Annotated in this window: 18 protein-coding genes and 1 pseudogene; 10 read left to right on the top strand and 9 right to left on the bottom strand. The window is 71.4% G+C overall.

Annotated features, from left to right (window positions below):
• Positions 1-209 precede the first annotated feature (209 nt).
• Both ACWEK3_RS12750 and ACWEK3_RS12745 read left to right on the top strand, forming a co-directional pair.
• Entirely contained in the window at positions 210-1106 is an 897-nt protein-coding gene (locus tag ACWEK3_RS12750; protein ID WP_450538788.1) for a RecB family exonuclease, read from the top strand.
• A 14-nt stretch (positions 1107-1120) separates the two neighbouring features.
• A complete protein-coding gene (locus ACWEK3_RS12745) occupies positions 1121-1792 on the top strand; it encodes a response regulator (RefSeq protein WP_453249667.1) in 672 nt (223 codons plus the stop codon).
• 89 nt (positions 1793-1881) lie between these two features.
• On the opposite strand, the gene ACWEK3_RS12740 is transcribed toward ACWEK3_RS12745, so the two are convergent.
• The 3 genes from ACWEK3_RS12740 to metH all read right to left on the bottom strand — a co-directional run bounded on the left by ACWEK3_RS12740 (position 1882) and on the right by metH (position 8367).
• Entirely contained in the window at positions 1882-3486 is a 1605-nt protein-coding gene (locus ACWEK3_RS12740) for an ABC transporter substrate-binding protein (protein WP_450538690.1), read from the bottom strand.
• A gap of 421 nt (positions 3487-3907) precedes the next feature.
• Positions 3908-4609 (bottom strand): HAD family hydrolase, encoded by a 702-nt coding sequence (locus ACWEK3_RS12735; protein WP_450538692.1) that lies wholly within the window; start codon positions 4607-4609, stop codon positions 3908-3910.
• Positions 4610-4848: 239 nt separating this feature from the next.
• On the bottom strand, positions 4849-8367 hold the full coding sequence (metH, locus tag ACWEK3_RS12730) for a methionine synthase (protein ID WP_450538694.1): 3519 nt from the start codon (positions 8365-8367) through the stop codon (positions 4849-4851).
• 301 nt (positions 8368-8668) lie between these two features.
• Here metH and ACWEK3_RS12725 point away from each other — a divergent pair, with 301 nt between their 5' ends.
• The 7 genes and pseudogenes from ACWEK3_RS12725 (at position 8669) to ACWEK3_RS12695 (ending at position 16694) form a co-directional block, all read left to right on the top strand.
• A complete protein-coding gene (locus ACWEK3_RS12725) occupies positions 8669-9433 on the top strand; it encodes an IclR family transcriptional regulator (protein ID WP_225076121.1) in 765 nt (254 codons plus the stop codon).
• A 658-nt stretch (positions 9434-10091) separates the two neighbouring features.
• Positions 10092-10214 (top strand): annotated as a pseudogene (locus ACWEK3_RS12720) (IclR family transcriptional regulator); the annotation flags it as partial.
• Between the two features lie 387 nt (positions 10215-10601).
• The gene (locus ACWEK3_RS12715) at positions 10602-11396 is read left to right on the top strand and encodes an MIP/aquaporin family protein (protein WP_376399200.1); all 795 of its coding nucleotides are present in this window, start codon (positions 10602-10604) and stop codon (positions 11394-11396) included.
• 94 nt (positions 11397-11490) lie between these two features.
• A complete protein-coding gene (gene glpK / locus ACWEK3_RS12710; protein ID WP_450538697.1) occupies positions 11491-13050 on the top strand; it encodes a glycerol kinase GlpK in 1560 nt (519 codons plus the stop codon).
• Between the two features lie 19 nt (positions 13051-13069).
• Entirely contained in the window at positions 13070-14701 is a 1632-nt protein-coding gene (locus tag ACWEK3_RS12705; protein WP_450538699.1) for an FAD-dependent oxidoreductase, read from the top strand.
• A gap of 148 nt (positions 14702-14849) precedes the next feature.
• The gene (locus tag ACWEK3_RS12700) at positions 14850-15521 is read left to right on the top strand and encodes a FadR/GntR family transcriptional regulator (protein ID WP_450538701.1); all 672 of its coding nucleotides are present in this window, start codon (positions 14850-14852) and stop codon (positions 15519-15521) included.
• 180 nt (positions 15522-15701) lie between these two features.
• Positions 15702-16694: a PAC2 family protein gene (locus ACWEK3_RS12695; RefSeq protein ID WP_453249666.1), complete on the top strand. Its 993-nt coding sequence runs from the start codon at positions 15702-15704 to the stop codon at positions 16692-16694.
• 61 nt (positions 16695-16755) lie between these two features.
• Here ACWEK3_RS12695 and mshC read toward each other — a convergent pair whose 3' ends face one another.
• The 4 genes from mshC to ACWEK3_RS12675 all read right to left on the bottom strand — a co-directional run bounded on the left by mshC (position 16756) and on the right by ACWEK3_RS12675 (position 20210).
• Positions 16756-17985 carry a cysteine--1-D-myo-inosityl 2-amino-2-deoxy-alpha-D-glucopyranoside ligase gene (gene mshC / locus ACWEK3_RS12690; RefSeq protein WP_453249665.1) on the bottom strand — a complete coding sequence of 410 codons (1230 nt, stop codon included), beginning with the start codon at positions 17983-17985 and terminating at the stop codon, positions 16756-16758.
• A 74-nt stretch (positions 17986-18059) separates the two neighbouring features.
• Positions 18060-18890, bottom strand: coding sequence for an SCO1664 family protein (locus ACWEK3_RS12685; protein WP_450538706.1), 831 nt, complete (start codon positions 18888-18890; stop codon positions 18060-18062).
• A complete protein-coding gene (locus tag ACWEK3_RS12680) occupies positions 18854-19444 on the bottom strand; it encodes a DUF3090 domain-containing protein (protein ID WP_361412867.1) in 591 nt (196 codons plus the stop codon). Before ACWEK3_RS12680 ends, ACWEK3_RS12685 begins: the two co-directional genes overlap by 37 nt.
• A 79-nt stretch (positions 19445-19523) precedes the next feature.
• A complete protein-coding gene (locus ACWEK3_RS12675; protein WP_225076113.1) occupies positions 19524-20210 on the bottom strand; it encodes a histidine phosphatase family protein in 687 nt (228 codons plus the stop codon).
• A gap of 61 nt (positions 20211-20271) precedes the next feature.
• Here ACWEK3_RS12675 and ACWEK3_RS12670 point away from each other — a divergent pair, with 61 nt between their 5' ends.
• The gene (locus ACWEK3_RS12670) at positions 20272-21270 is read left to right on the top strand and encodes a magnesium and cobalt transport protein CorA (protein WP_453249664.1); all 999 of its coding nucleotides are present in this window, start codon (positions 20272-20274) and stop codon (positions 21268-21270) included.
• Positions 21271-21285: 15 nt separating this feature from the next.
• Here ACWEK3_RS12670 and ACWEK3_RS12665 read toward each other — a convergent pair whose 3' ends face one another.
• Positions 21286-22074, bottom strand: coding sequence for a ferritin-like domain-containing protein (locus tag ACWEK3_RS12665; protein ID WP_450538712.1), 789 nt, complete (start codon positions 22072-22074; stop codon positions 21286-21288).
• A gap of 284 nt (positions 22075-22358) precedes the next feature.
• A complete protein-coding gene (locus ACWEK3_RS12660; protein WP_453249663.1) occupies positions 22359-23414 on the bottom strand; it encodes an LLM class F420-dependent oxidoreductase in 1056 nt (351 codons plus the stop codon).
• Positions 23415-23455: the final 41 nt, after the last annotated feature.

Raw genomic sequence — 23455 nt, 5'->3', positions numbered from 1 at the left:
TCGCCGATCTCGTGGCTGCGGACAGCCCAAGAGTCGACGGGGCCGTCACGACTGGTCCGGGCGCGGGTGACGTGGGCGCTCACGGAGCCGCCGCGCAGGCTGCGGCGACCGGCGGGGGCGACGCGGGCCCAGTGGCTGCGGGCGGTGCGGGCGGTCCCGACGGCGGTGAAGCGGATGTGCGCGAGGCGGCCGCGGCGCCGGGTGCGGATGTGCCGGGTGGCGACGGGGGCTCGGGCGTGGAGGCCCGCCGGGCTGTCGTACCGCCCAGTTCGCTGTCTCCCTCGCGGGCCGGGGACTTCATGCAGTGTCCGTTGCTGTACCGGTTCCGGGTGATCGACCGGTTGCCGGAGAAGCCGAGTGAGGCGGCGACGCGGGGCACGCTGGTGCACGCCGTGCTGGAGCGGCTGTTCGACGCGCCCGCCGCGGAGCGGACCGCGCCACGGGCCAAGGAACTGGTCCCGGGCCAGTGGCAGCGGCTGCGCGAGGCGCGGCCCGAGCTGGTGGAGCTGTTCGCCGACGACAGCGACGGCGAGCGGCTGGCGAGCTGGCTGGCGGAGGCGGAGCGGCTGGTGGAGCGCTGGTTCACGCTGGAGGACCCGACCCGGCTGGAGCCCGCCGAGCGGGAGCTGTTCGTCGAGGCGGAGCTGGACTCGGGGCTGACGCTGCGCGGGATCATCGACCGGGTGGACGTGGCGCCCACGGGCGAGGTGCGGATCGTCGACTACAAGACGGGCAAGGCGCCCCGTCCCGAGTACGCCGAGGGCGCGCTGTTCCAGATGAAGTTCTACGCCCTGGTGGTGTGGCGGCTGAAGAGGGTCCTCCCGCGGCGGCTGCAACTGGTGTACCTGGGCAGCGGCGACGTACTGACCTACGACCCGGTCCTCGCCGACCTGGAGCGGGTGGAGCGCAAGCTGCTGGCGCTGTGGGAGGCGATCCGGCTGGCCACTGAGACCGGTGACTGGCGGCCGCGCCCCACCAAGCTGTGCGGCTGGTGCGACCACCAGGCCCACTGCCCGGAGTTCGGCGGCACTCCCCCGCCCTATCCGCTGCCGGTGAGGGCGGCGGAGTCCGGCACAACGGCGCAGGGCAGAATGGGGCCGGACTAGCGAAGGAGACTCACGTGGCCATCCGCGTCCTACTGGTCGACGACCAGCCGCTGCTGCGCACCGGGTTCCGGATGATCCTGGAGGCCGAGCAGGACATCGCGGTCGTGGGCGAGGCCGGAGACGGTCTGCAGTCCCTGGACCAGGTGCGGGCCCTTCAGCCCGACGTGGTCCTGATGGACATCCGCATGCCGCGGATGGACGGCGTGGAGGCGACCCGGCAGATCACCGGACCGGAGCGGAACGGTCCGGCGAAGGTGCTGGTGCTGACCACCTTCGACCTCGACGAGTACGTGGTGGAGGCGCTGCGCGCCGGTGCGAGCGGCTTCCTGCTCAAGGACGCGCCCGCCAACGAGCTGGTGCAGGCGATCCGGGTGGTCGCGGCCGGCGAGGCGATGCTGGCGCCGAGCATCACGCGTCGGCTGCTGGACAAGTACGCCACGCATCTGCCCTCCGGGGAGGAGCCGGTGCCGGACACGCTGCACACCCTCACCGACCGTGAGGTGGAGGTGCTGAAGCTGGTGGCGCGCGGCTTGTCCAACGCGGAGATCGCCGCCGATCTGTTCGTCAGCGAGACGACGGTCAAGACGCATGTCGGGCACGTGCTGACGAAGCTGGGGCTGCGCGACCGTGTGCAGGCCGCGGTGTACGCGTACGAGAGCGGACTGGTACGCCCCGGCGCGCAGTAGCGGCGGCCGCCCCCGCGGCGCGACGCAACGGCGAAGGGCGCCCCTCCCGGAAGTCCGGGAGGGGCGCCTTCGCCGTAGGTGGTGGCGGATCAGCCGCTCACACCGCGGCCGAGCTCCCAGAGCTGAAGCGTCGCGGAGGAGTTGAGGGCGTACGCGGTGCCCGTGATGTTGTCGCGGGCGGCGACGTATTGCTTGCCCTGCCAGAGCGGGATCAGCGGAACGTCGCCGGCGATGATGTCCTGAATCTTCGTCAGGCTCGCGGACGCGGAGAGCCGGTCGGCCTGGCGACGGGACTCCGGGATCAGGTTGCGGCGGATGTCGCTGTTGGCGTAGGGGGTGTTGAGGGTGTTGCCCTTGTCGAGGAACGGTGCCAGGTAGTTGTCGGCGTCCGGGAAGTCAGGGAACCAGCCCATGCCGTAGACGTCGTACTGGCCCTTCTTCTCCGCCGGGCGGAAGGTGTCCCAGGGAGTGCCCTGGATGTCGATGTCGAACAGGCCGCTGCTGTTGAGCTGCTGCCGAAGGATCTCGAACTCCTTCTTGGTGGCAGGCCCGTAGTGGTCCGTCGTGTAGTGCATCGTCAGCTTCACCGGGGTGGTGACACCGGCCTTCTCCAGCAGCGAACGGGCGTTGGCCACGCTGGGGTCGCCGTACCGGTTGAAGAAGGCGTTCGAGTGGCCGGTGATGGTGGCCGGGACCATCGAGTACAGCGGCTCGGCCTGGGTGCCGTAGACCTCGGAGACGAGTTCGCTGCGGTTGATGATCTGGGCCATGGCCTCACGCACCGCCTTGGACTTCACCGTCGGGGCGTCGGTGTTGAAGGCCAGGTAGCGGATCTCCAGGCCGGCCGTCTCGACGACGCCGACCTTGCTGTCCTTGGCGGCCGACAGCTTGCGGATCTGCTCGGGCGACATGCTGCGGGTCATGACGTCGATGTCGCCCTTGTCCAGCGCGTCGCCCATGGCATCGGCGTCCGCGAAGGAACGCATCTGCACCTTGTCGTTGTTGAGCTTCAACGTCCCCTGGTAGTTGGGGTTCTTGGTGAAGACCCCGTCGACCATCTCGCCGTTCTTGACGTTGGCCTTCAGGGTGTACGGGCCGGAGCCGTCCACGGCGAAGCCGTCGCGGAGCTTGTCCTTCTCGTAGTCCTTGGGGTTGACGATGGCCGCGACGGGCGTCGACAGCTTGTACGGGAAGATGGCGTCGGCCGTGTTGAGGTGGAAGATGACCTCGCGGTCGCCCTGGGTCTCCACGGTGTCCACGGTGGAGAGCAGGCCGGACACACCGCTGTCGGCGTTGATGGAGAGGGCGCGGTCGACGGAGAACTTCACGTCGGCCGCGGTGATGGGCTCGCCGCTGGCGAACTTCAGGCCCTCACGCAGGGTGCAGGCGTAGCGCTCGTTGCCGCTGTCCGTGAAGCCGCACTTCTCGGCCGCCTCCGGGACGGGGTCGCCGTCGCCCTTGGGCTGGATCATCAGGGTCTGCACGGTCTGGCGCAGGATGTTCCAGGTGCCGACGTCGTAGGCGTACGCCGGGTCCAAGGGTGCCGGGGCGTCCTTCGAAGCGGTGAACCGGTCCGTGGTGCCGACGACGATGGCGTCGCCGCTCTTGCTGCCGCTGTCGGAACCGCCGCACGCGGCGAGTACCGGCGCGAGCAGACCGACCACGGCCGGCAGCACCAAAGTCTTGCGGTTCATGCTCGAGTTTCTCCAGAGCTGTCTTGTCCGTGTATCCGGCATGCAGGGTGTTGCTACGGATCACGGTGGCAGGGTCGATGTTCTCGCGACGAGATTAGTCCTCCCCCGCAGGACCGTTCGCGGCCACCGGAGTTGAGCTCCCATCACGCAGCGGAACCGGGCGCGGACGGACCGGAAACCCGTCACCGGAAGGATTCGTGCAGCGTTCCACCAAACGGGACACAAGGGCGCGCGCACGGCATCCGAGAGGAGGCGGGCAGCACGCCCCGGACTCGTTGTCGACCCCTCGGGGAGTGGGGAACGTCACACACACAAGTAGGGGAACAGCTGCCGGAATTCAGCCAATACGGCGAGCTTTGAATTCGCTCGGACATCCGGTTCGGGGGCCTATTCCGCGGGACTTGGCACGCTGGGTGAACGGTTAGCGCATTTCTGTCATCAGGTCGCGCAGAAATGACAGGTTCACGTCTTCGAGGGTGGGGACGACGGTCCGCCGGAAGGCCGGGGGGATGGGGGCGACCGAGGGGATGGCGACGACCCGGCAGCCGGCGGCCTCCGCCGCGGCGACTCCGGTGACGGTGTCCTCGATCACGGCGCACCGGGTGGGGTCCGCGCCGAGGCCCGCGGCGGCCAGCAGGTAGGGATCGGGGTGTGGCTTGGTGCGGGAGACCTCGTCGCCGGCCACGGACAGGGCGAAGTGCTGAGGGCCGAGCGAGGTCAGGACCCGGTCGATGATGCGGCGGTGGGAGGCGGAGACCAGTGCGGTGGGGATCCGCTGCTCGGACAGTTCGGCCAGCAGCCGCGCGGCGCCCGGCATCAGGGGCAGCGCGCCGTCGATACGGGCCTCGAAGCCCTCGTTCAGCAGGGTGGTGACCTCGGCGAGGGTGACGGCTGCGCCGGTGGCCTCGATGAGGAAGCCCGCGCTGCGGGTCATGGGGCCGCCGACGACGACGTGTCTCCAGGAGTCGTCGAGCCTGTGTCCGAGGGCGGCGAACACCTCCACCTCGACGTCCCACCAGAAGCCCTCGGTATCCACCAGGGTTCCGTCCATGTCCAGGAGCACGGCCTGCAAGGCTGAGCCTTCGGCCATACGGGTTCCGAGCGCCGGTACCGTACTTGTCATCCGCGCATACCTCCTTGAGGGACGATCAGGCCGGTTCCCACACGGGGAACCGGCCTGCGATGGACCGACAATTGTACGACGCCCGCAACCGAAACGCCCGCACGAACCGCCCACACCGGCATCATCGGCGCACAACGGCACCGGGACCGCTCGCCGCGACGGCCGGTCCGCGGTCCGCTGCCCTCCGCACAAGCCCGCAGGACCTCTCGACCGCGCCGGTGACCAGGGGAAACCCAGGGTCAGCGGGCGTTGAAGTACTTGGCCTCCGGGTGGTGGATGACGATGGCGTCGGTGGACTGTTCGGGGTGGAGCTGGAACTCCTCGGACAGGTGGACGCCGATCCGCTCGGGGCGGAGGAGGTCGGCGATCTTGGCGCGGTCCTCCAGGTCGGGGCAGGCGCCGTAGCCGAGGGAGAAGCGGGCGCCCCGGTACTTCAGGGCGAACATGTCCTCGATGTCGGCGGGGTCCTCACCGGCGAAGCCCAGCTCGGCGCGCACCCGGGCGTGCCAGTACTCGGCGAGCGCCTCGGCCAGCTGCACGGACAGCCCGTGCAGCTCCAGATAGTCGCGGTAGGAGTCGGCGGCGAACAGCCGCGCGGTCTCCTCGCCGATCCTGGAGCCGACGGTGACGACCTGGAAGCCGACCACGTCCCTCTCCCCCGACTCCTCCGGGCGGAAGAAGTCCGCCAGGCACAGCCGGCGGCCGCGGCGCTGGCGCGGGAAGGTGAAGCGGGTGCGCTCGTTGCCCTGGTCGTCCAGGATGATCAGGTCGTCGTCCTTGGACACGCACGGGAAGTAGCCGTGGACCACCGCGGCCTCCAGCAGGCCGTCCGTCTGGAGCCGCTCCAGCAGGCCGCGCAGCCGGGGCCGGCCCTCGCTCTCGACGAGTTCCTCGTAGGTGGGCCCGGCACCGGTGCGCGCCTGCTTGAGCCCCCACTGGCCCTTGAACAGGGCGCCCTCGTCCAGCCAGGACGCGTACTCCTTGAGCTGGATGCCCTTGATCACCCGCGTGCCCCAGAACGGCGGCTCGGGGACCGGGTTGTCGGTGGCCACGTCGGAGCGGACGTGCCCCTCCTCCGGCCGCTGCTCCTCGGCCACCTGCGCGGTGGCGGCCCGCACCCGGCGCTGCCGGAGCTCGGGCAGCTTCGCCCCGGGCACGCCGCGCTTGACCCCGATCAGGGCGTCCATCAGGCGCAGGCCCTCGAACGCGTCGCGGGCGTAGCGGACCTCCCCGTCGTACAGCTCGTGCAGGTCCTGCTCGACATAGGCGCGGGTCAGGGCGGCGCCGCCGAGGATGACCGGGTAGCCGGTCGCCAGGCCGCGGGCGTTGAGCTCCTCCAGGTTCTCCTTCATGATCACCGTGGACTTCACCAGCAGCCCGGACATGCCGATCACGTCGGCCCGGTGCTCCTCGGCCGCCTCCAGGATCGCCGAGACCGGCTGCTTGATGCCCAGGTTGACCACGTTGTAGCCGTTGTTGGACAGGATGATGTCGACGAGGTTCTTGCCGATGTCGTGCACATCACCGCGGACGGTCGCCAGCACGATCGTGCCCTTGCCCGCCTCGTCGGTCTTCTCCATGTGCGGCTCCAGGTGGGCGACCGCGTTCTTCATCACCTCGGCCGACTGGAGCACGAACGGCAGCTGCATCTGCCCGGAGCCGAACAGCTCGCCGACCACCTTCATGCCGTCCAGCAGGGTGTCGTTGACGATGTCCAGGGCCTTGCGCGTCTGCAGGGCCTCGTCCAGGTCCTGCTCCAGGCCGTTCTTCTCGCCGTCGATGATCCGCCGCTTCAGCCGCTCCTCCAGCGGCAGCGCGGCCAGCTCCTCGGCCTTGCCCGCCTTCAGCGACTTCGCCGTGGCGCCCTCGAACAGCTGCATGAGCTTCTGCAGCGGGTCGTAGCCCTCGCGGCGGCGGTCGTGGATCAAGTCGAGCGCGGTGGTGACCTGCTCCTCGTCGAAGCGGGCGATCGGCAGGATCTTGCTGGCGTGCACGATCGCCGAGTCCAGGCCTGCCTTGACGCACTCGTCCAGGAACACGCTGTTCAGCAGGATCCGGGCGGCCGGGTTCAGACCGAAGGAGATGTTCGACAGGCCCAGCGTGGTCTGCACGTCCGGGTGCCGCCGCTTCAGCTCCCGGATGCCCTCGATGGTGGCCACACCGTCGCCCCGGGACTCCTCCTGGCCGGTGCAGATGGTGAAGGTCAGGCAGTCGACGAGGATGTCCTCCTCACGGATGCCATAGTTGCCGGTCAGGTCCGCGATCAGCCGCTCGGCGATCTCCACCTTCTTCTCGGCGGTACGGGCCTGGCCCTCCTCGTCGATGGTCAGCGCGATCAGCGCCGCCCCGTGCTCCCGCGCCAGCGCCGTCACCCGCGCGAACCGCGACTCGGGTCCGTCGCCGTCCTCGTAGTTCACCGAGTTGATCACCGCGCGGCCGCCCAGCTGCTCCAGCCCGGCCCGGATCACGTCCACCTCGGTGGAGTCCAGCACGATCGGCAGCGTCGAGGCCGTGGCGAACCGGCCCGCCAGCTCCCGCATGTCCGCGACCCCGTCCCGGCCGACGTAGTCCACGCACAGATCCAGCATGTGCGCGCCCTCGCGGATCTGCTCGCGCGCCAGCTCCACGCAGTCGTCCCAGCGGCCCTCGAGCATGGCCTCACGGAACTTCTTGGACCCGTTGGCGTTCGTCCGCTCCCCGATCGCCAGGTAGGAGGTGTCCTGGCGGAAGGGCACGGTCTGGTACAGGGAGGCCGCGCCCGGCTCCGGGCGCGGGCTGCGCTCCACCGGGGACAGGTCCCGCACCCGCTCGACCACCTGGCGCAGGTGCTCCGGCGTGGTGCCGCAGCAGCCGCCCACCAGGGACAGTCCGTAGTCGCGGACGAAGTGGCCCTGCGCGTCGGCCAGCTCCGGCGCCGTCAGCGGGTAGTGCGCGCCGTCCTTGGTGAGCACGGGGAGACCGGCGTTCGGCATACACGACAGCGGGACGCGCGCGTGGCGGGACAGATAGCGCAGGTGCTCGCTCATCTCGGCGGGGCCGGTCGCGCAATTCAGGCCGATCATATCGACGCCCAGCGGCTCCAGCGCCGTCAGCGCGGCGCCGATCTCCGAGCCCAGCAGCATGGTGCCGGTCGTCTCCACCGTCACCGACACGATCAGCGGGACCTCGTACCCGGCGGTCTCCATCGCGCGGCGGGCCGCGATGACGGAGGCCTTGGTCTGGAGCAGGTCCTGGGTGGTCTCGACCAGCAGCGCGTCCGCGCCTCCGGCGAGCAGGCCCTCGGCGTTCTGCCGGTAGGCGTCGCGGATGGCGGCGAAGGTGGTGTGGCCGAGCGTCGGCAGCTTCGTGCCCGGGCCCATGGAGCCCAGCACCCAGCGGGGGCGGCCGTCCGAGGCGGTGAACGAGTCCGCCGCCTCACGGGCGATACGGGCGCCGGCCTCGGACAGCTCGGCGACCCGCTCGGCGATGTCGTACTCGCCCAGGGCGGTCAGGTTGGCCCCGAACGTGTTGGTCTCCACGCAGTCCACTCCGACCTCGAAGTAGGCGGAGTGGACTGAACGGACGATGTCGGGGCGGGTGACGTTCAGGACCTCGTTGCAGCCCTCCAGCTGCTGGAAGTCGTCCAGCGAGGGCTCCTGGGCCTGGAGCATGGTGCCCATCGCTCCGTCGGCTACCACCACACGGGTGGCGAGTGCCTCGCGCAGGGCGGACGCACGGGTCCGGCTGTCGGCGGAAGGGGTCGGCGGCAACGAGGCCATAAAGGGGCTCCCTTGGGCTGCGACGGCTGTCGGCTTTGCGCGTTCCCGGGAGGCGAGCACAGCGCTGCCCGGGCGAGGCGCACGCCGCCAGGGTAGCCGGGACCGGCCCCTGACGGTCACGGCGTCCACCAAGCGGACGAGGATGACGGTCGGAACACCCCGGGTGGCGGGGTTCGCGCGACAGGCGACGGCCGACCATTGGCGGGGGATCGGTACGGACCGGTAGTGTTCGGCATTGCCGAACGGGCGCCACGACGAGAGTCGTCCGCCGGCGGTCGAAGGGGACGGAGGCAGGACGGCGATGGCACGGAACATCCAGTCGCTCGAGCGGGCGGCCGCGATGCTGCGGTTGCTGGCGGGCGGTGAGCGGCGGCTGGGCCTGTCGGACATCGCCTCCTCACTGGGCCTCGCCAAAGGCACCGCCCACGGCATCCTGCGCACCCTCCAGCACGAGGGCTTCGTCGAACAGGACGAGGCCTCCGGGCGGTACCAGCTGGGCGCGGAACTGCTGCGCCTGGGCACCACCTACCTCGACGTGCACGAACTGCGGGCCCGCGCGCTGGTGTGGACGGACGACCTGGCCCGGTCCAGCGGGGAGAGCGTGTACCTGGGCGTACTGCACCAGCACGGCGTGCTGATCGTGCACCACGTCTTCCGCCCGGACGACAGCCGGCAGGTGCTGGAGATCGGGGCGATGCAGCCGCTGCACTGCACGGCTCTGGGCAAGGTGCTGGCGGCGTACGACCCGGTGGCGCACAGCGAGGCGGTCGAGGCCGACCGCAAGGCGTTCACCGACCGGACCGTGTGCGGGATCGACGACTTCGAGCACATCCTCGACCTCACGCGCGCGCGTGGCTACGCCGCCGACGTCGAGGAGACGTGGGAGGGCGTCGCCTCCATCGCCGCGCCCATCCACGACCGGCGGCGGATGCCGGTCGGCGCGGTCGGCATCACCGGCGCCGTGGAGCGGGTGTGCCGGGAGGGCGAGCTGCGCCACGAACTCGTCGCGGCGGTCCGCGACTGCGCCCGCGCGGTCTCCCGCGACCTGGGCGCCGGACGCTTCTGACCCCCTACAGAAAGCCACGGGACCGCTGGGCGCGTCCCGTGCGACAGGGCGCGGGGCCGCTGAGCACCTCCCCTGCGACCGGGCCGGTACGCCTCGGGGCGCCGTCCTTTGCCGGGCCCGCGCGCCTGGCCGCCGTGCCCGCCGACCGGCATCACCAGCCCCGTGGCACGGGTGTGCCGAGAGGGCGAGCTCCGCCACGAACTCGTCACGGCGGTCCGGGACCGTGCTCGCGCGGGACCTGGGCGCCGGGCGCTTCTGACCGCCGCACATAGCTGCAGGCCCGCTGGGCCCATCCCGTGCGACCAGGCGCGGGCCACTGAGCGCCTCCCGTCCAACCAGGCGGCACGCCTCGGGGCGCACCGGCCTCCGGCCTGCCCGCGCACGGCCGATCGCCATGCGTCCTCGGCCCGCCGCCGTGCCCACGCAGCCGGCATCGCCGGCGCCGAGAAGCGGTAGCGCCGAGACGGCGGGCTGCGCCGCGAACTCGTCACGGCGGTCCGGGACCGTGCTCGCGCGGTCTCCCGGGACCTGTGCGCCACACGCCTCTGACCGCCGCACAAAGCCACGGGACCACTGCGCGCGCCGCATGCGACCTGGCCGGTACGCCTTCGGGTGCACCGGCCTTCGGCCTGCCCGCTCGGCCCGCCACCATGCCCACGCAACCGGCATCACCGGCGCCGAGGAGCGGGAGCGCCGAGACGGCGGGCTGCGCCACGAACTCGTCACGGCGGTCCGGGACCGTGCCCGCGCGGTTTCCCGGGACCTGGGCGCCAGACGCTTCGCCACGGGACCGCTGCGCGCGTCCCATGCGGCCGGGCGCGGGCGCACTGCCCGCCTCGACACCTCCAGAGGCACCGGCCTTCGCCATGCCCGCTCGGCCTGCGAATGCCCTCGCGATCCACCACCGTGCGCGCTCAACAGACCGCCGGCCCGGTCGCCCGGCGCGATCAGTAACGATCGCGGTTTCGGTACCGGGGCCCTTGACGCCTGCGTGGTGCGAAGCGAGACTCCCGTCCAACGGTCGGCATTGTCGAACACCTTGCGGTAATACGCGCTAGAGTGTGACAACGCCATGGGCCGGCATCGCCCTCACCCCCGAGGGCGCGAGCTCCCGGACGGAGGGACCCGGGGTTCGGCTACCTCTGGACGAAGGACAAAGGAGTCGCGGGTGTCCAGCTCCGACATCTTCATCGGCGAGACCATCGGTACCGCCGTACTCATCCTGCTCGGCGGCGGCGTCTGCGCCGCGGTGACGCTGAAGGGTTCCAAGGCCCGCAACACCGGCTGGCTCGCCATCGCCTTCGGGTGGGGTTTCGCCGTGATGACGGCCGTGTACATCTCGGGCCCGCTCTCCGGTGCGCACCTCAACCCGGCCGTGACGGTCGCCCTGGCCATCAAGAACAGCGACTGGAGCAACGTGCCGACCTATCTCGGCGGCCAGATGCTCGGCGCCATGATCGGCGCGACCCTGGTCTGGGTCGCCTACTACGGCCAGTTCCACGCGCACCTCACCGACCGGGAGATAGTCGGCGGCCCCGGCGCCCAGACCACCGCCGCCAAGGCGGTCGAGGCCCAGGAGAAGGGCGCGGGCCCCGTCCTCGGCATCTTCTCCACCGGCCCGGAGATCCGGCACGCGGCGCAGAACCTCGCCACGGAGATCGTCGGCACCGTCGTGCTGATCCTCGCGGTCCTCACCCAGGGCCTGAACGACCAGGGCAACGGCCTCGGTGTGCTCGGCGGCCTGATCACCGCCCTCGTCGTGGTCTCCATCGGCCTCTCCCTCGGCGGTCCCACCGGCTACGCCATCAACCCGGCCCGCGACCTCGGCCCCCGCATCGTCCACGCCCTGCTTCCCCTGCCCAACAAGGGCGGCTCCGACTGGGGCTACGCCTGGATCCCGGTGGTCGGTCCGCTCATCGGCGGCGCCATCGGCGCGGGCATCTACAACGCCGCCTTCGCCTGACGGGCACCGCCCTCCGAGCCCTCGCGCGCAGCGCACCGCGCCGCACCCCGAACGCCGTACCCGCCCCATCGACCACGGACCCCAGGAGCAGACAGTGACGGACGCCCACACCGCCGGCCTCGCATCCCACGGCCAAGGGCCCTTCATCGCCGCCATCGACCAGGGCACCACCTCGAGCCGCTGCATCGTCTTCGACCGGGACGGCCGGATCGTCTCCGTCGACCAGAAGGAACACGAACAGATCTTCCCCAAGCCGGGCTGGGTCGAACACAACGCCACCGAGATCTGGACCAACGTGCAGGAGGTCGTCGCCGGCGCCATCGCGAAGGCCGGCATCACCCGCGACGGCATCAAGGCCATCGGCATCACCAACCAGCGCGAGACCACCGTGCTGTGGGACCGGAACACCGGCGAGCCCGTCCACAACGCCATCGTCTGGCAGGACACCCGTACCGACGCCCTGTGCAAGGAACTGGGCCGCAACGTCGGCCAGGACCGCTTCCGCCGCGAGACCGGCCTCCCCCTCGCCTCCTACTTCGCCGGTCCCAAGGCCCGCTGGCTGCTCGACAACGTCGAGGGACTGCGCGAACGCGCCGAGGCGGGCGACCTGCTGTTCGGGACCATGGACACCTGGGTCATCTGGAACCTGACCGGCGGCACGGACGGCGGCAAGCACGTCACCGACGTCACCAACGCCTCCCGGACCCTCCTGATGAACCTGCACACCATGGAGTGGGACCAGAAGATCGCCGAGTCGATCGGCGTACCGACGCGGATCCTGCCCGAGATCCGCTCCTCCGCCGAGGTCTACGGCGAGATCAAGGGCGGCAAGCTGGGCGACCTGCTCGGTGGCATCCCGGTCGCCTCCGCGCTCGGCGACCAGCAGGCGGCCCTGTTCGGCCAGACCTGCTTCTCCGAGGGCGAGACCAAGTCGACGTACGGCACCGGCACCTTCATGGTGATGAACACCGGCGACAAGATCATCAACTCGTACAGCGGGCTGCTGACCACCGTCGGCTACCGGATCGGCGACGACAAGCCGGTCTACGCCCTGGAGGGCTCGATCGCCGTCACCGGCTCCCTGGTGCAGTGGATGCGCGACCAGATGGGCCTCATCTCCACCGCCGCCGAGATCGAGACGCTCGCGCTGTCGGTCGAGGACAACGGCGGCGCCTACTTCGTGCCGGCCTTCTCCGGCCTGTTCGCCCCGTACTGGCGCTCCGACGCCCGCGGTGTGATCGCCGGCCTGACCCGGTACGTGACCAAGGCGCACCTCGCGCGCGCCGTCCTGGAGGCCACCGCCTGGCAGACGCGGGAGATCGCGGACGCCATGACCAAGGACTCCGGTGTCGAGCTGACGGCGCTGAAGGTCGACGGCGGTATGACCTCCAACAACCTGCTGATGCAGACGCTCGCGGACTTCCTGGACGCCCCCGTGGTGCGCCCGATGGTCGCCGAGACCACCTGCCTCGGTGCCGCCTACGCCGCCGGTCTCGCCGTCGGCTTCTGGAACAGCACCGACGACCTGCGCGCCAACTGGCGCCGGGCCGCCGAATGGACCCCCCGCATGGACGCGGACATCCGCGACCGTGAGTACAAGAACTGGCTCAAGGCCGTCGAGCGGACCATGGGCTGGCTCGACGACGAGAGCTGACGAGGAGCAAGAACAAGCGATGACCGGTCAGTCCACCCTGCAGTCCGTGCCCGCCCTGGGTACGGTTCCGTCCTTCGGCCCGAACCCGAGCCGTGCCGAGACCCGGGAGCAGCTCTCGAAGGCGGCCTACGACCTCCTCGTGATCGGCGGCGGCATCCTGGGCATCTCCACCGCCTGGCACGCCGCGCAGTCCGGTCTCAGGGTGGCCCTGGTCGACGCCGGCGACTTCGCCGGCGCCACCTCCTCCGCCTCCTCCAAGCTGCTTCACGGGGGTCTGCGCTATCTGCAGACCGGCGCGGTGAAGCTGGTGGCGGAGAACCACTTCGAGCGCCGTGCGGTCTCCCGCCAGGTGGCTCCCCATCTGGCGAACCCGCTCACCTTCTACCTCCCCGTGTACAAGGGCGGGCCGCACGGCGCTGCGAAGCTCGGGGCGGGCGTGTTCGCCTACTCCGCGCTGTCCGCCTTCGGCGACGGCGTGGGCCACCTGCTCAGCCCGGCGAGGGCCGCGCAGGACGTGCCGGAGCTGCGCACCGAGAACCTCAGGGCGGTGGCCGTCTACGGCGACGACCAGATGAACGACGCGCGCATGGCGCTGATGACGGTCCGCGCCGCCGTCGAGTCCGGCGCGGTCGTCCTCAACCACGCCGAGGTGACGGGTCTGCGCTTCACCCGGGGCCGGGTCACCGGCGCCGAGCTGAGGGACCGGCTGTCCGGCGAGGAGTTCGGGGTGGACGCCCGTCTGGTGCTGAACGCGACCGGCCCCTGGGTCGACCACCTGCGCAGGATGGAGGACCCGAACGCGGCGCCGTCGATCCGCCTGTCCAAGGGCGCGCACCTGGTGCTCAAGCGCACCTCCCCGTGGAAGGCCGCGCTGGCCACGCCGATCGACAAGTACCGCATCACCTTCGCCCTTCCCTGGGAGGACATGCTGCTGCTCGGCACGACCGACGAGGAGTACGAGGGCGACCCGGCCGATGTCGCGGTCGACGACAAGGACATCGCCCAGATACTCGACGAGGCCGCTTTCTCCGTACGCGGCCGGCAGCTCGACCGCGACCTGATCACGTACGCGTTCGCCGGGCTGCGGGTGCTGCCGGGCGGCCCCGGGGACACGGCCAAGGCCAAGCGCGAGACGGTGGTGACGGAGGGCAGGGGCGGCATGCTGTCCGTGGCGGGCGGCAAGTGGACCACCTTCCGGCACATCGGCCGGACGGTGATGAAGAAGCTGGAGTCCCTGCCGAGCGCCCCGCTGGGCGAGGACTTCGAGCCGATCTCCTCGCTGCCGAAGAGGCTGCCGCTGCCCGGCATCGCCAACCCGCGGGCGGTCGCCCACCGGCTCCTCGTGGACCGGCCGGCGCCCGGTCCGCGCATGGCGGCCGACACCGCCAAGCACCTGGCCACGCACTACGGTTCGCTGGCCTTCGACGTCGCCCGGCTGGCCAACGAGAACCCGGAGCTCGGCGAGCGGGTCCACCCGGACGCCCCGGAGATCTGGGCGCAGGTCGTCTGGGCCCGGGACCACGAGTGGGCCCAGACGACGGACGACGTGCTGCGCCGGCGTACGACGCTGACGATCCGCGGCCTGGCCACGGACGGGGTACGGGCGAAGGTGCGGGACCTGCTCGACCGGAGTCAACCCGAGGGGCAGTGAGCAAAGCCGCCGGGACGGCGTCGCGGCCGGCTCCCCGCAAGGGTGCCGGCCGCCACGCTGAGCTGTGCGTTTTCCTCCCGGGCCGGTCCGGGAAACCTCCATAATGGTCCGAGACATCCGATGTCTGAAGGGACTGGGGAGGCCGGTCATGGCGGTGACCGACGAGGCGATCGAGAAGATCAAGGGGATGATCGTCTCCGGTGCGCTGCGCCCCGGCGACCGGCTGCCCAAGGAGAGCGAACTCGCCGCCGAACTGGGGCTGTCGCGCAACTCCCTGCGGGAGGCCGTGCGGGCGCTGTCCCTGATCCGGATCCTGGACGTGCGGCAGGGCGACGGCACCTACGTCACCAGCCTGGATCCCCAACTGCTGCTGGAGGCACTGGGTTTCGTCGTGGACTTCCATCGCGACGACACGGTGCTGGAGTTCCTGGCGGTGCGCCGCATCCTGGAGCCGGCCGCGACCGCGATGGCGGCGTCCCGCATCGGCGAGGAGCAATTGGACGCGCTCGACGCCCGGTTGGACGCGCTCGACGACGATCCCTCGGTGGAGGAGCTGGTCGCCTGCGATCTGGAGTTCCACCGGGGCATCGCGCGGGGCTGCGGCAACTCGGTGCTGTGCTCCCTGCTCGACGGGCTGTCCGGGCCCACCACCCGGGCCCGCGTCTGGCGCGGACTGGCCCGGCGGGACGCGGTCGGCCGCACCCTGCGCGAGCACCGCGCGATCCTCGGCGCACTGCGCGACCGGGACGCGGAGGCGGCGCGGTCGTATGCGACGGTGCACATCGCGAGCGTGGAGCAGTGGCTGCGCTCGGCCCGGTGACCCATCGGAGGTGTGGACCGGCGGACGGGCGGGGCCGCGGGGGCGGCGATCATGGGTGTTCGAAGGACTCGGACGGGGCAGTGATCCGTTCACTCCCCCGTGCAAGGGGGCTGCGGGCGCCCCCGCCGAACGCCGTAAGGTTGGTGGGTCAGGCGAGGGCACGTCGGAAGGAGGCGCTGGGTGATCGAGCTCGAGGGGGTTCCCGAGCTGATCGACCCGGTCATGGTGGCCGCGTTCGAGGGCTGGAACGATGCCGGCGACGCCGCCTCCACCGCGGTCGCGCATCTGGAGAAGGAGTGGAAGGGCGAGGTGTTCGCGGCGCTGGACGCCGAGGACTACTACGACTTCCAGGTCAACCGTCCCACCGTGTTCATGGACGGCGGCGTGCGCAAGATCACCTGGCCGACGACCAGGTTGTCGGTGGTCCGGGTCGGCGGGGAGAAGCCGCGTGACCTGGTGCTCGTCCGTGGCATCGAACCGTCCATGCGCTGGCGCTCGTTCTGCAACGAACTGCTCGGCTTCGCGCACGAACTGGGCGTGGAGCTGGTGGTCATCCTGGGCGCCCTGCTCGGCGACACCCCGCACACGCGGCCGGTCCCGATCAGCGGGACCACGTCGGACGCGGATCTGGCCCGCCGCATGGACCTGGAGGAGACCAAGTACGAGGGGCCGACGGGCATCGTCGGGATCCTCCAGGAGGCCTGCACGCACGCGGGTGTCCCGGCCGTCTCGCTGTGGGCGGCGGTCCCGCACTATGTGTCGCAGCCGCCGAACCCGAAGGCCACGCTGGCCCTCCTCAACCGTCTGGAGGACCTGCTGGACCTGCGCATTCCGCTGGGCGAGCTGCCGGAGGACGCGCGTGCCTGGCAGGTGGGCGTGGACCAGCTGGCCGCCGAGGACAGCGAGGTGGCGGAGTACGTCCAGACGCTGGAGGAGGCCCGGGACACCGCCGAGCTGCCGGAGGCGTCGGGCGAGGCGATCGCCCGCGAGTTCGAGCGGTATCTGCGGCGCCGGGACGGCGGCGGCCCGTCGCCGGGCGGCCACGCCACGGCGGACGGCGGCGACGGCGGCTCGTATCTGCGGGACAGCCCCGGCGGCCGGCCCCGGCCACCGCGACCGCCGAAGGCGGAGTCGGACGACGGGGACGCCGGGAACGACCCGTCGGAGGAGTGAACGGATCAGGGGCGGTGCGCGTGACGCGCACCGCCCCTGATGCCGTGTCCGGCCGGATGGGTCAGAGAGCCACGCCCAGGAGGGCGTCCACGGCGCGCGAGACGAGGCCGGGGGCACCGATGTCCTCGCCGCCGCGCTCCTGCTGGAGGGCCACCCAGCGGTCGACCGCGGCGAGGGCTGCCGGGGCGTTCAGGTCGTCGGCGAGGGCGTCGCGGATCTCCTCGACGAGCGCGTCCGCGGAGGGGCCGTCGGGACGGGAGACGGCCGCGCGCCAGCGGCCCAGACGCTCGACGGCTTCCTGGAGCACCCGGTCGGTCCACCCCCAGTCGGAGCGGTAGTGGTGGGCGAGGAGCGCGAGGCGGATGGCGGCGGGGTCGACGCCGTCGCGCCTGAGCTGCGAGACGAAGACCAGGTTGCCCTTGGACTTCGACATCTTCTCGCCGTCGAGCGCGACCATGCCGGCGTGGACGTACGCCTTGGCCATCGGGAACTCGCCGGTGAGCACCTGGGCGTGCGAGGCGCCCATCTCGTGGTGCGGGAAGGCGAGGTCGGAGCCGCCGCCCTGCACCTCGAAGCCCATGCCGAGGTGGTCCAGGGCGATGGCCACGCACTCGATGTGCCAGCCGGGCCGGCCGCGGCCGAGGGAGCCCCCGTCCCAGCTCGGCTCGCCGTCCCGGGCGGCCATCCACAGCATCGGGTCGAGCGGGTTCTTCTTGCCCGGGCGGTCCGGGTCGCCGCCGCGCTCGGCGGACAGCAGCCGCATGGCCGCCGCGTCGAGGCGGGAGACCTCGCCGAAGTGGGGGTCGGACTCGACGGAGAAGTACACGTCCCCGTCGAGCTCGTACGCCGCCCCCAGGTCGCGCAGTCTCTCGACCAGCGGGACGATGCCGGGTATGGCCTCCACGGCGCCGATGTAGTGCCGGGGCGGCAGCATCCGCAGGGCCGTCATGTCCTCACGGAACAGGGCCGTCTCCTGCTCGGCCAGCTCCACCCAGTCGACGTCGTCGCGCTGCGCCCGCTCCAGCAGGGGATCGTCGACGTCGGTCACGTTCTGGACGTAGTGCACCTGGCGCTTGGTGTCGAGCCACACGCGCTGCACGAGGTCGAACGCGTTGTAGGTCGCCGCGTGCCCCATGTGGGTCGCGTCGTACGGCGTGATGCCGCAGACATAGATACGGGCGACGGGACCGGGGTCGAGAGTGACCGGGCCACCGGTCGCGGTGTCGTGGATCCTGAGGTCGCGGCCCTCACCAGGCAGGGCGGGGACTTCGGAAGCGGGCCAGGCATGCATGTCATGAGCGTAACCGGACCGCGGTCCCATCTACGAACCGGACCACCCCGGATGGCCGGTTGACCCCTGTGCTCTCAGACAGGCGGCCATGGGATCGCCGGCCACTCCCCGCTCGGCTCGGGGTGTGTGCCGGAGGCGAGCAGCGTGGTCACGCGTGCGCGGGTGGCGTCGAGTTCGGCCGGGGTGATCAGGGCGGCCAGCCGGGCAGCGAGGGGCGCGCCGTCGCGGAGGGTGTCCTCCAGGGCCTTGAGGACGGCCAGGACCTCCGGCGGGAGCGGTTCGCCCGCCCAGCCCCACAGGAGGGTGCGCAGCTTGTTCTCGACGTTGAAGGTGACGCCGTGGTCGATGCCGTAGAGGTGTCCCTCCGGCGTCGGCAGCAGGTGGCCGCCCTTGCGGTCGGCGTTGTTGATCACCGCGTCCAGCACGGCCATCCGGCGCAGCCGCTCGTCGTCGGCGTGCACCAGCAGTGCCGTGCGCCCCTCGCCGACCTCGGCGAAGCCGATCGCCTTCCAGCCCGGGCCGGGTTCCTCGGCGTCCAGCAGCGCGAGCAGTTCGGCTTCCGGGGTCGCCTCGACCCACAGTTGGACCATGCCCTCGCCGTACGGGCCGTCGCGCAGCACGGTGGGCGGCACCAGGGACCAGCCGGTCGCCTCGGAGACCTCGTACGCCGCCACCTCACGGGCGGCGAGGGTGCCGTCGGGGAAGTCCCACAGCGGCCGCTCCCCGGCGACCGGCTTGTACACGCACGACGCCTCCAGGCCGTCGTACGCGACCGTGCAGAACAGCGCCGCGTTGGAGGCCTCGCGGATGCGGCCGCGCACGGTCAGCTCACCCTGGGCGAGCAGCTCGGCGGACTCGGCGCCGGGCTTCACGCTCCGCGGCGGTATCCGTTCTGGCGCGGGCATACGTGTCCTTCCGGGTCGAGCGGGAGGCTGCACAGCGGGCACGGCGGTCGTCCGGCGTTGACGACGTCGAGGGCGCGCTTGGCGAAGGCCCTGGCCTGCGCGCCGGTGAGGCGGACCCGCAGCATCGGAGGACCGTTCTCCTCGTCCTGGAGCAGCCGCTCCTCGGCCTCGGCGAGGTCCTCCTCGGACTCCGCGTCGAGCTCGACGAGCGCCTGCGCCTCGACGATCATGCGCTGTTCCTCGCCGTCCCAGGCGAGCGCCATGGTGCCCACCCGGAACTCCTCCTCGATGGGAGTGTCCAGCGGGCCGGTGTCGGAGATCTCGCTGGGCGCCATGGCGGGCACGGCGGCGCTGCCGCCGCTGCGGCGCAGCACCTCGTCCAGCAGTTCGTCCATGCGCTCGGCGAGCGCGGCGACCTGGGTCTTCTCCAGGGCCACGCTGGTCACCCGGGGGCCTGCGGTGGCCTGGAGGAAGAACGTACGGCGCCCGGGCAGTCCGACCGTGCCGGCCACGAAGCGGTCCGGGGGGTCGTAGAGGAACACCTGACGGGACACGTCCTGTCTCCATGGGAATCGTAAGAACGTCTGAATCGGGAAGTCGAGGGCGACCGCTTCACCCTACTGCGGCCGACGATCACGGTGCGCCCGCGCCGCCCCCGACCGGTGCGTCATCGCCTTCGGGCTCCTCGCGCGGCGCCAGGGACGCGAAGTCCCCGGTGTCGCCGAGCCGTACCAGGAAGGGCCGCAACCTGGTGTAGCGGATCGCGGTGACGGAACAGGGTTCGACGGAGATCCTCTGGAAGAGGTCCAGATGAAGGCCGAGCGCGTCCGCGACGAGGGACTTGATGATGTCACCGTGGGAGCACATCAGGTAGACGGCGTCGGCGCCGTGGTCGCGCTCCACGCGCGCGTTCCACTCGCGCACCGCCTCGGCGGCGCGGGTCTGCATCGCGCGCATGGACTCGCCCCCCGGGAACGCGGCCGCCGAGGGGTGCGCCTGCACCACCTCCATCAGCGGCTCGTCCTTGAGCTCGGCGAGCTTGCGGCCGGACCAGTCGCCGTAGTGGCACTCGCCGATCCGCTCGTCCGTGTGCGCGGTCAGTTCCGGCCGGGCGTCCAGCAGCGGTCGTACGGTTTCCCGGCAGCGCTGCAGCGGACTGGTGACGACTTCGGCGATCGGCAGTCCGTCGAGCCGCCCCGGCAGCGCCGCGGCCTGCGCGGTGCCGCGTTCGTCCAGGGCGACCCCGGGGGTCCAGCCGGCGAGCAGCCCGGCGGTGTTGGCGGTGGAGCGTCCGTGCCTGACGAGGATCAGCGTGGGCATGCGGCCAGGGTAGGCGTACGGCCGCTTCGGGTGGCGACCGGACGAAGGGAGAACACACTCCGTGATCGTCGACTGCGCCGTCTACCGTGACGGCCACCGCACACCGGGCTTCGCCGACCTCTCCGACGCCCTCACCGCGGCGCGGGCCGCCGGGGGTTTCGTGTGGGTGGGGCTGCACGAGCCGAGCGAGGAGGAGTTCGACCTGGTCAACGAGGAGTTCGCGCTGCATCCCCTGGCGGTCGAGGACGCCCTGAAGGCGCATCAGCGGCCCAAGCTGGAGGTCTACGACGACTCGCTGTTCGTGGTGCTCAAGCCCGTGGTGTACGAGCCGCGCAGCGACGCCGTCTCCACCGGCGAGATCATGATCTTCCTGGGCGACTCGTTCGTGGTGACGGTCCGCCACGGCGAGAGCGACGGGCTTGCCGCCGTACGGCGCCGTCTCGAACAGGAGCCGGAGATACTCGGCCACGGCCCGACCTCCGTGCTGTACGCCATCGCAGACACCGCTGTCGACCACTACCTGGACGTGGCCGCCGAGCTCCAGACGGACCTGGAGGAGCTGGAGGCGGAGGTCTTCGCGCCGGACGGCGGCTCGCGGAACTCCGCCTCACGGATCCATGCCTTCAAACGCCGGATCACGGAGTTCCGGCGGGCGACGGGCCCGCTGGCGCTGCCGATGTCCCGCTTGGGCGGCACCGGCACGAGCCTGTTCACCCCGGCCGTGCCCTTCGTGGACGACAAGGCGCGGCCCTTCTTCCGGGACGTCAGCGACCATCTGACCCGGGTCAACGACTCGGTGGAGAGCCTGGACCGGCTGGTCTCGGACATCCTGTCGGCGCACCTCGCGCAGACCGGCGTCCAGCAGAACGACGACATGCGGAAGATCTCCGCGTGGGCGGCCATGGCCGCGGTGCCCACGATGATCGCCGGTATCTACGGCATGAACTTCGCGCACATGCCGGAGCTGCGCCGGCTCTGGTCCTACCCGGCGGTGATCCTGCTAATGGCCGCTCTGGAGATGCTGCTGTACCGGCTGTTCAAGCGGCGGGGCTGGCTGTAGGTCCCGCGTCGCCCGTCAGGCGAACCCGGGCGCCGGGGCGGCGGGCCCGCCGAGGGCGTCGCGGCGCTCGGGCGTGCGCAGGGTCACCATCCGGCGCCGGCCCACCAGCCGCTCGTAGGCGTACACGGCGTGGATGCCGGCCGCGAGGAGCGCCGACCTGGCCGCGGACCAGCCGAGGATGCGACCCATCCGGGACATGACCGCGAGGCTGACGTCGCGGTGGACGCGGATCTCGGCGAGCGCGCACGCGTGCAGCGTCCACTGGATGGTCCGGCCGTACCCCGCGGCGGCGAGGCGCAGCAGTTCCTCGTGGCAGTAGGCGAGGTGGTTGTCCTCGTCGTCGGCGATCATCCGCAATGCCCGCCCGATGCCGGGGTGGTCGCCGAAGTGCCTGCACAGCAGCCTCATCTGCTCGCAGGCGCGCTGTTCGGTGACCCGGCTGTGGGCCAGGTAGACGACGAGGTCCTCCACGGTGAGCGGCTCGTCAGTGCGGAGCCGGTCGTGCGGGAGTCCGATGCCCCGCCGTTCCAGGAGCATCGTGTAGTCCGTCTCCGGGGGCACCGGCACGGGTTCCAGACCGCGCTTGCGCAGCAGGGCGCGGAAGATCCGGCCGTGCTTGTCCTCGTCCGCCCCGTGACGGGCGATCTTCGGGGCGAGGCCGCGCTCGCCCGGCGGTACGAGCGCCGCGATCCGGCCGTTCTCCCAGCCGCCCTGCGCCTCCCCGCCGGCCGCGATGGAGCAGAACAGCCGGAAGGACTCGTCGTGGTCGACGATCTCCTGGAACAGGCTTCTGGGCGAAAGCACCGCGGGCCACCTCCCTGCCTGACTGCCGCGCAGCACGAGTCAAATGCGACCGCGCGGGTGCCGCAACAGGGGTGCGGGCGCACTGCGCCGAACGGAGGAGCGCGCGTCGGGCGGCGGGGCGACCGGAACGGGGCCGGACACGGGCGTAACCGCGCGGCGGCGGGCGCGTTGTTCTCCGTGACGGCCGTGGCGGGGAAGACCCCCGAGCCCCCACCACGGCCGCGAAAAGCCACGAACGTACCGCCCGCCGCCTGCCGTGTCGCGGCGGGCGGTCACGCCAGCCCTCACGCCAGCCCGGCGCGCTCCAGGGCCTCGGTTCCGGCCCGTAGCGAGGCCAGCCGCTCCTCCAGCGTGAAGCCCGCGGGGGCAAGGGTCAGCGTGGTCACCCCGGCCGCCGCGTAGGCCTTCATGCGGTCCGCGATCCGGTCGACGGAGCCGAGCAGTGTGGTCTGGTCGATGAGCTGCTGCGGTACGGCGGCCGCGGCGCCCTGCTTGTCGCCGGACAGGTACTTGTCCTGGATCTCGGCGGCCTCCTTCTCGTAGCCCATGCGGCAGGCGAGTTGGTTGTAGAAGTTCTGCTTGCGGCTGCCCATGCCGCCGACGTACAGCGCGGTGTAGGGGCGGAAGGTGTCGGCGAGGCGGGGCACGTCCTTGTCGTCGCCGACGGCCAGCGGCAGGGTCGGGCAGACGTCGAAGCCGTCCAGGGTCATGCCGGCCTTCTCGCGGCCCGCGCGCAGGTACTTGACCGCCGTCTCCTCGAGGTGGTCGGCGGAGGGGAAGATGAGCAGCGCCCCGTCGGCGATCTCGCCGGTCTGCTCCAGGTTCTTCGGGCCGATGGCGGCGATGTAGAGCGGGATGTGCTCGCGCTGCGGGTGCACGGTGAGCTTGATCGGCTTGCCGGGGCCGCCCGGCAGGGGCAGCGTCCAGTGGTCGCCGTCGTACGTCAGCCGCTCCCGCGTCATCGCCCTGCGGACGATCTCGACGTACTCGCGGGTGCGGGCCAGCGGCTTGTCGAACTTCACGCCGTACCAGCCCTCGGACACCTGCGGTCCGGAGACGCCGAGGCCGAGCCGGAAGCGGCCGCCGGACAGCGAGTCCAGTGTGGCGGCCGTCATCGCCGTCATCGCGGGCTGCCGGGCGGGGATCTGGAAGATGGCCGAGCCCACGTCGATGCGCTCGGTCTGCGCGGCGACCCAGGTGAGCACGGTGGCCGCGTCCGAGCCGTAGGCCTCGGCGGCCCAGCACACGGCGTATCCGAGCCGGTCCGCCTCCTGCGCGACGGCCAGGTTGTCCGCGTCCATGCCGGCACCCCAGTAGCCGAGGTTGATCCCGAGCTGCATGCCGTTCCCCTTACCGATCAGTAACGTCCGTTGTGCGGGGA

Source organism: Streptomyces sp. NPDC004721 (assembly GCF_053601495.1).
Note: the sequence above shows the minus strand (reverse complement) of the source record. Positions and strands in the feature narration are given on the sequence as shown.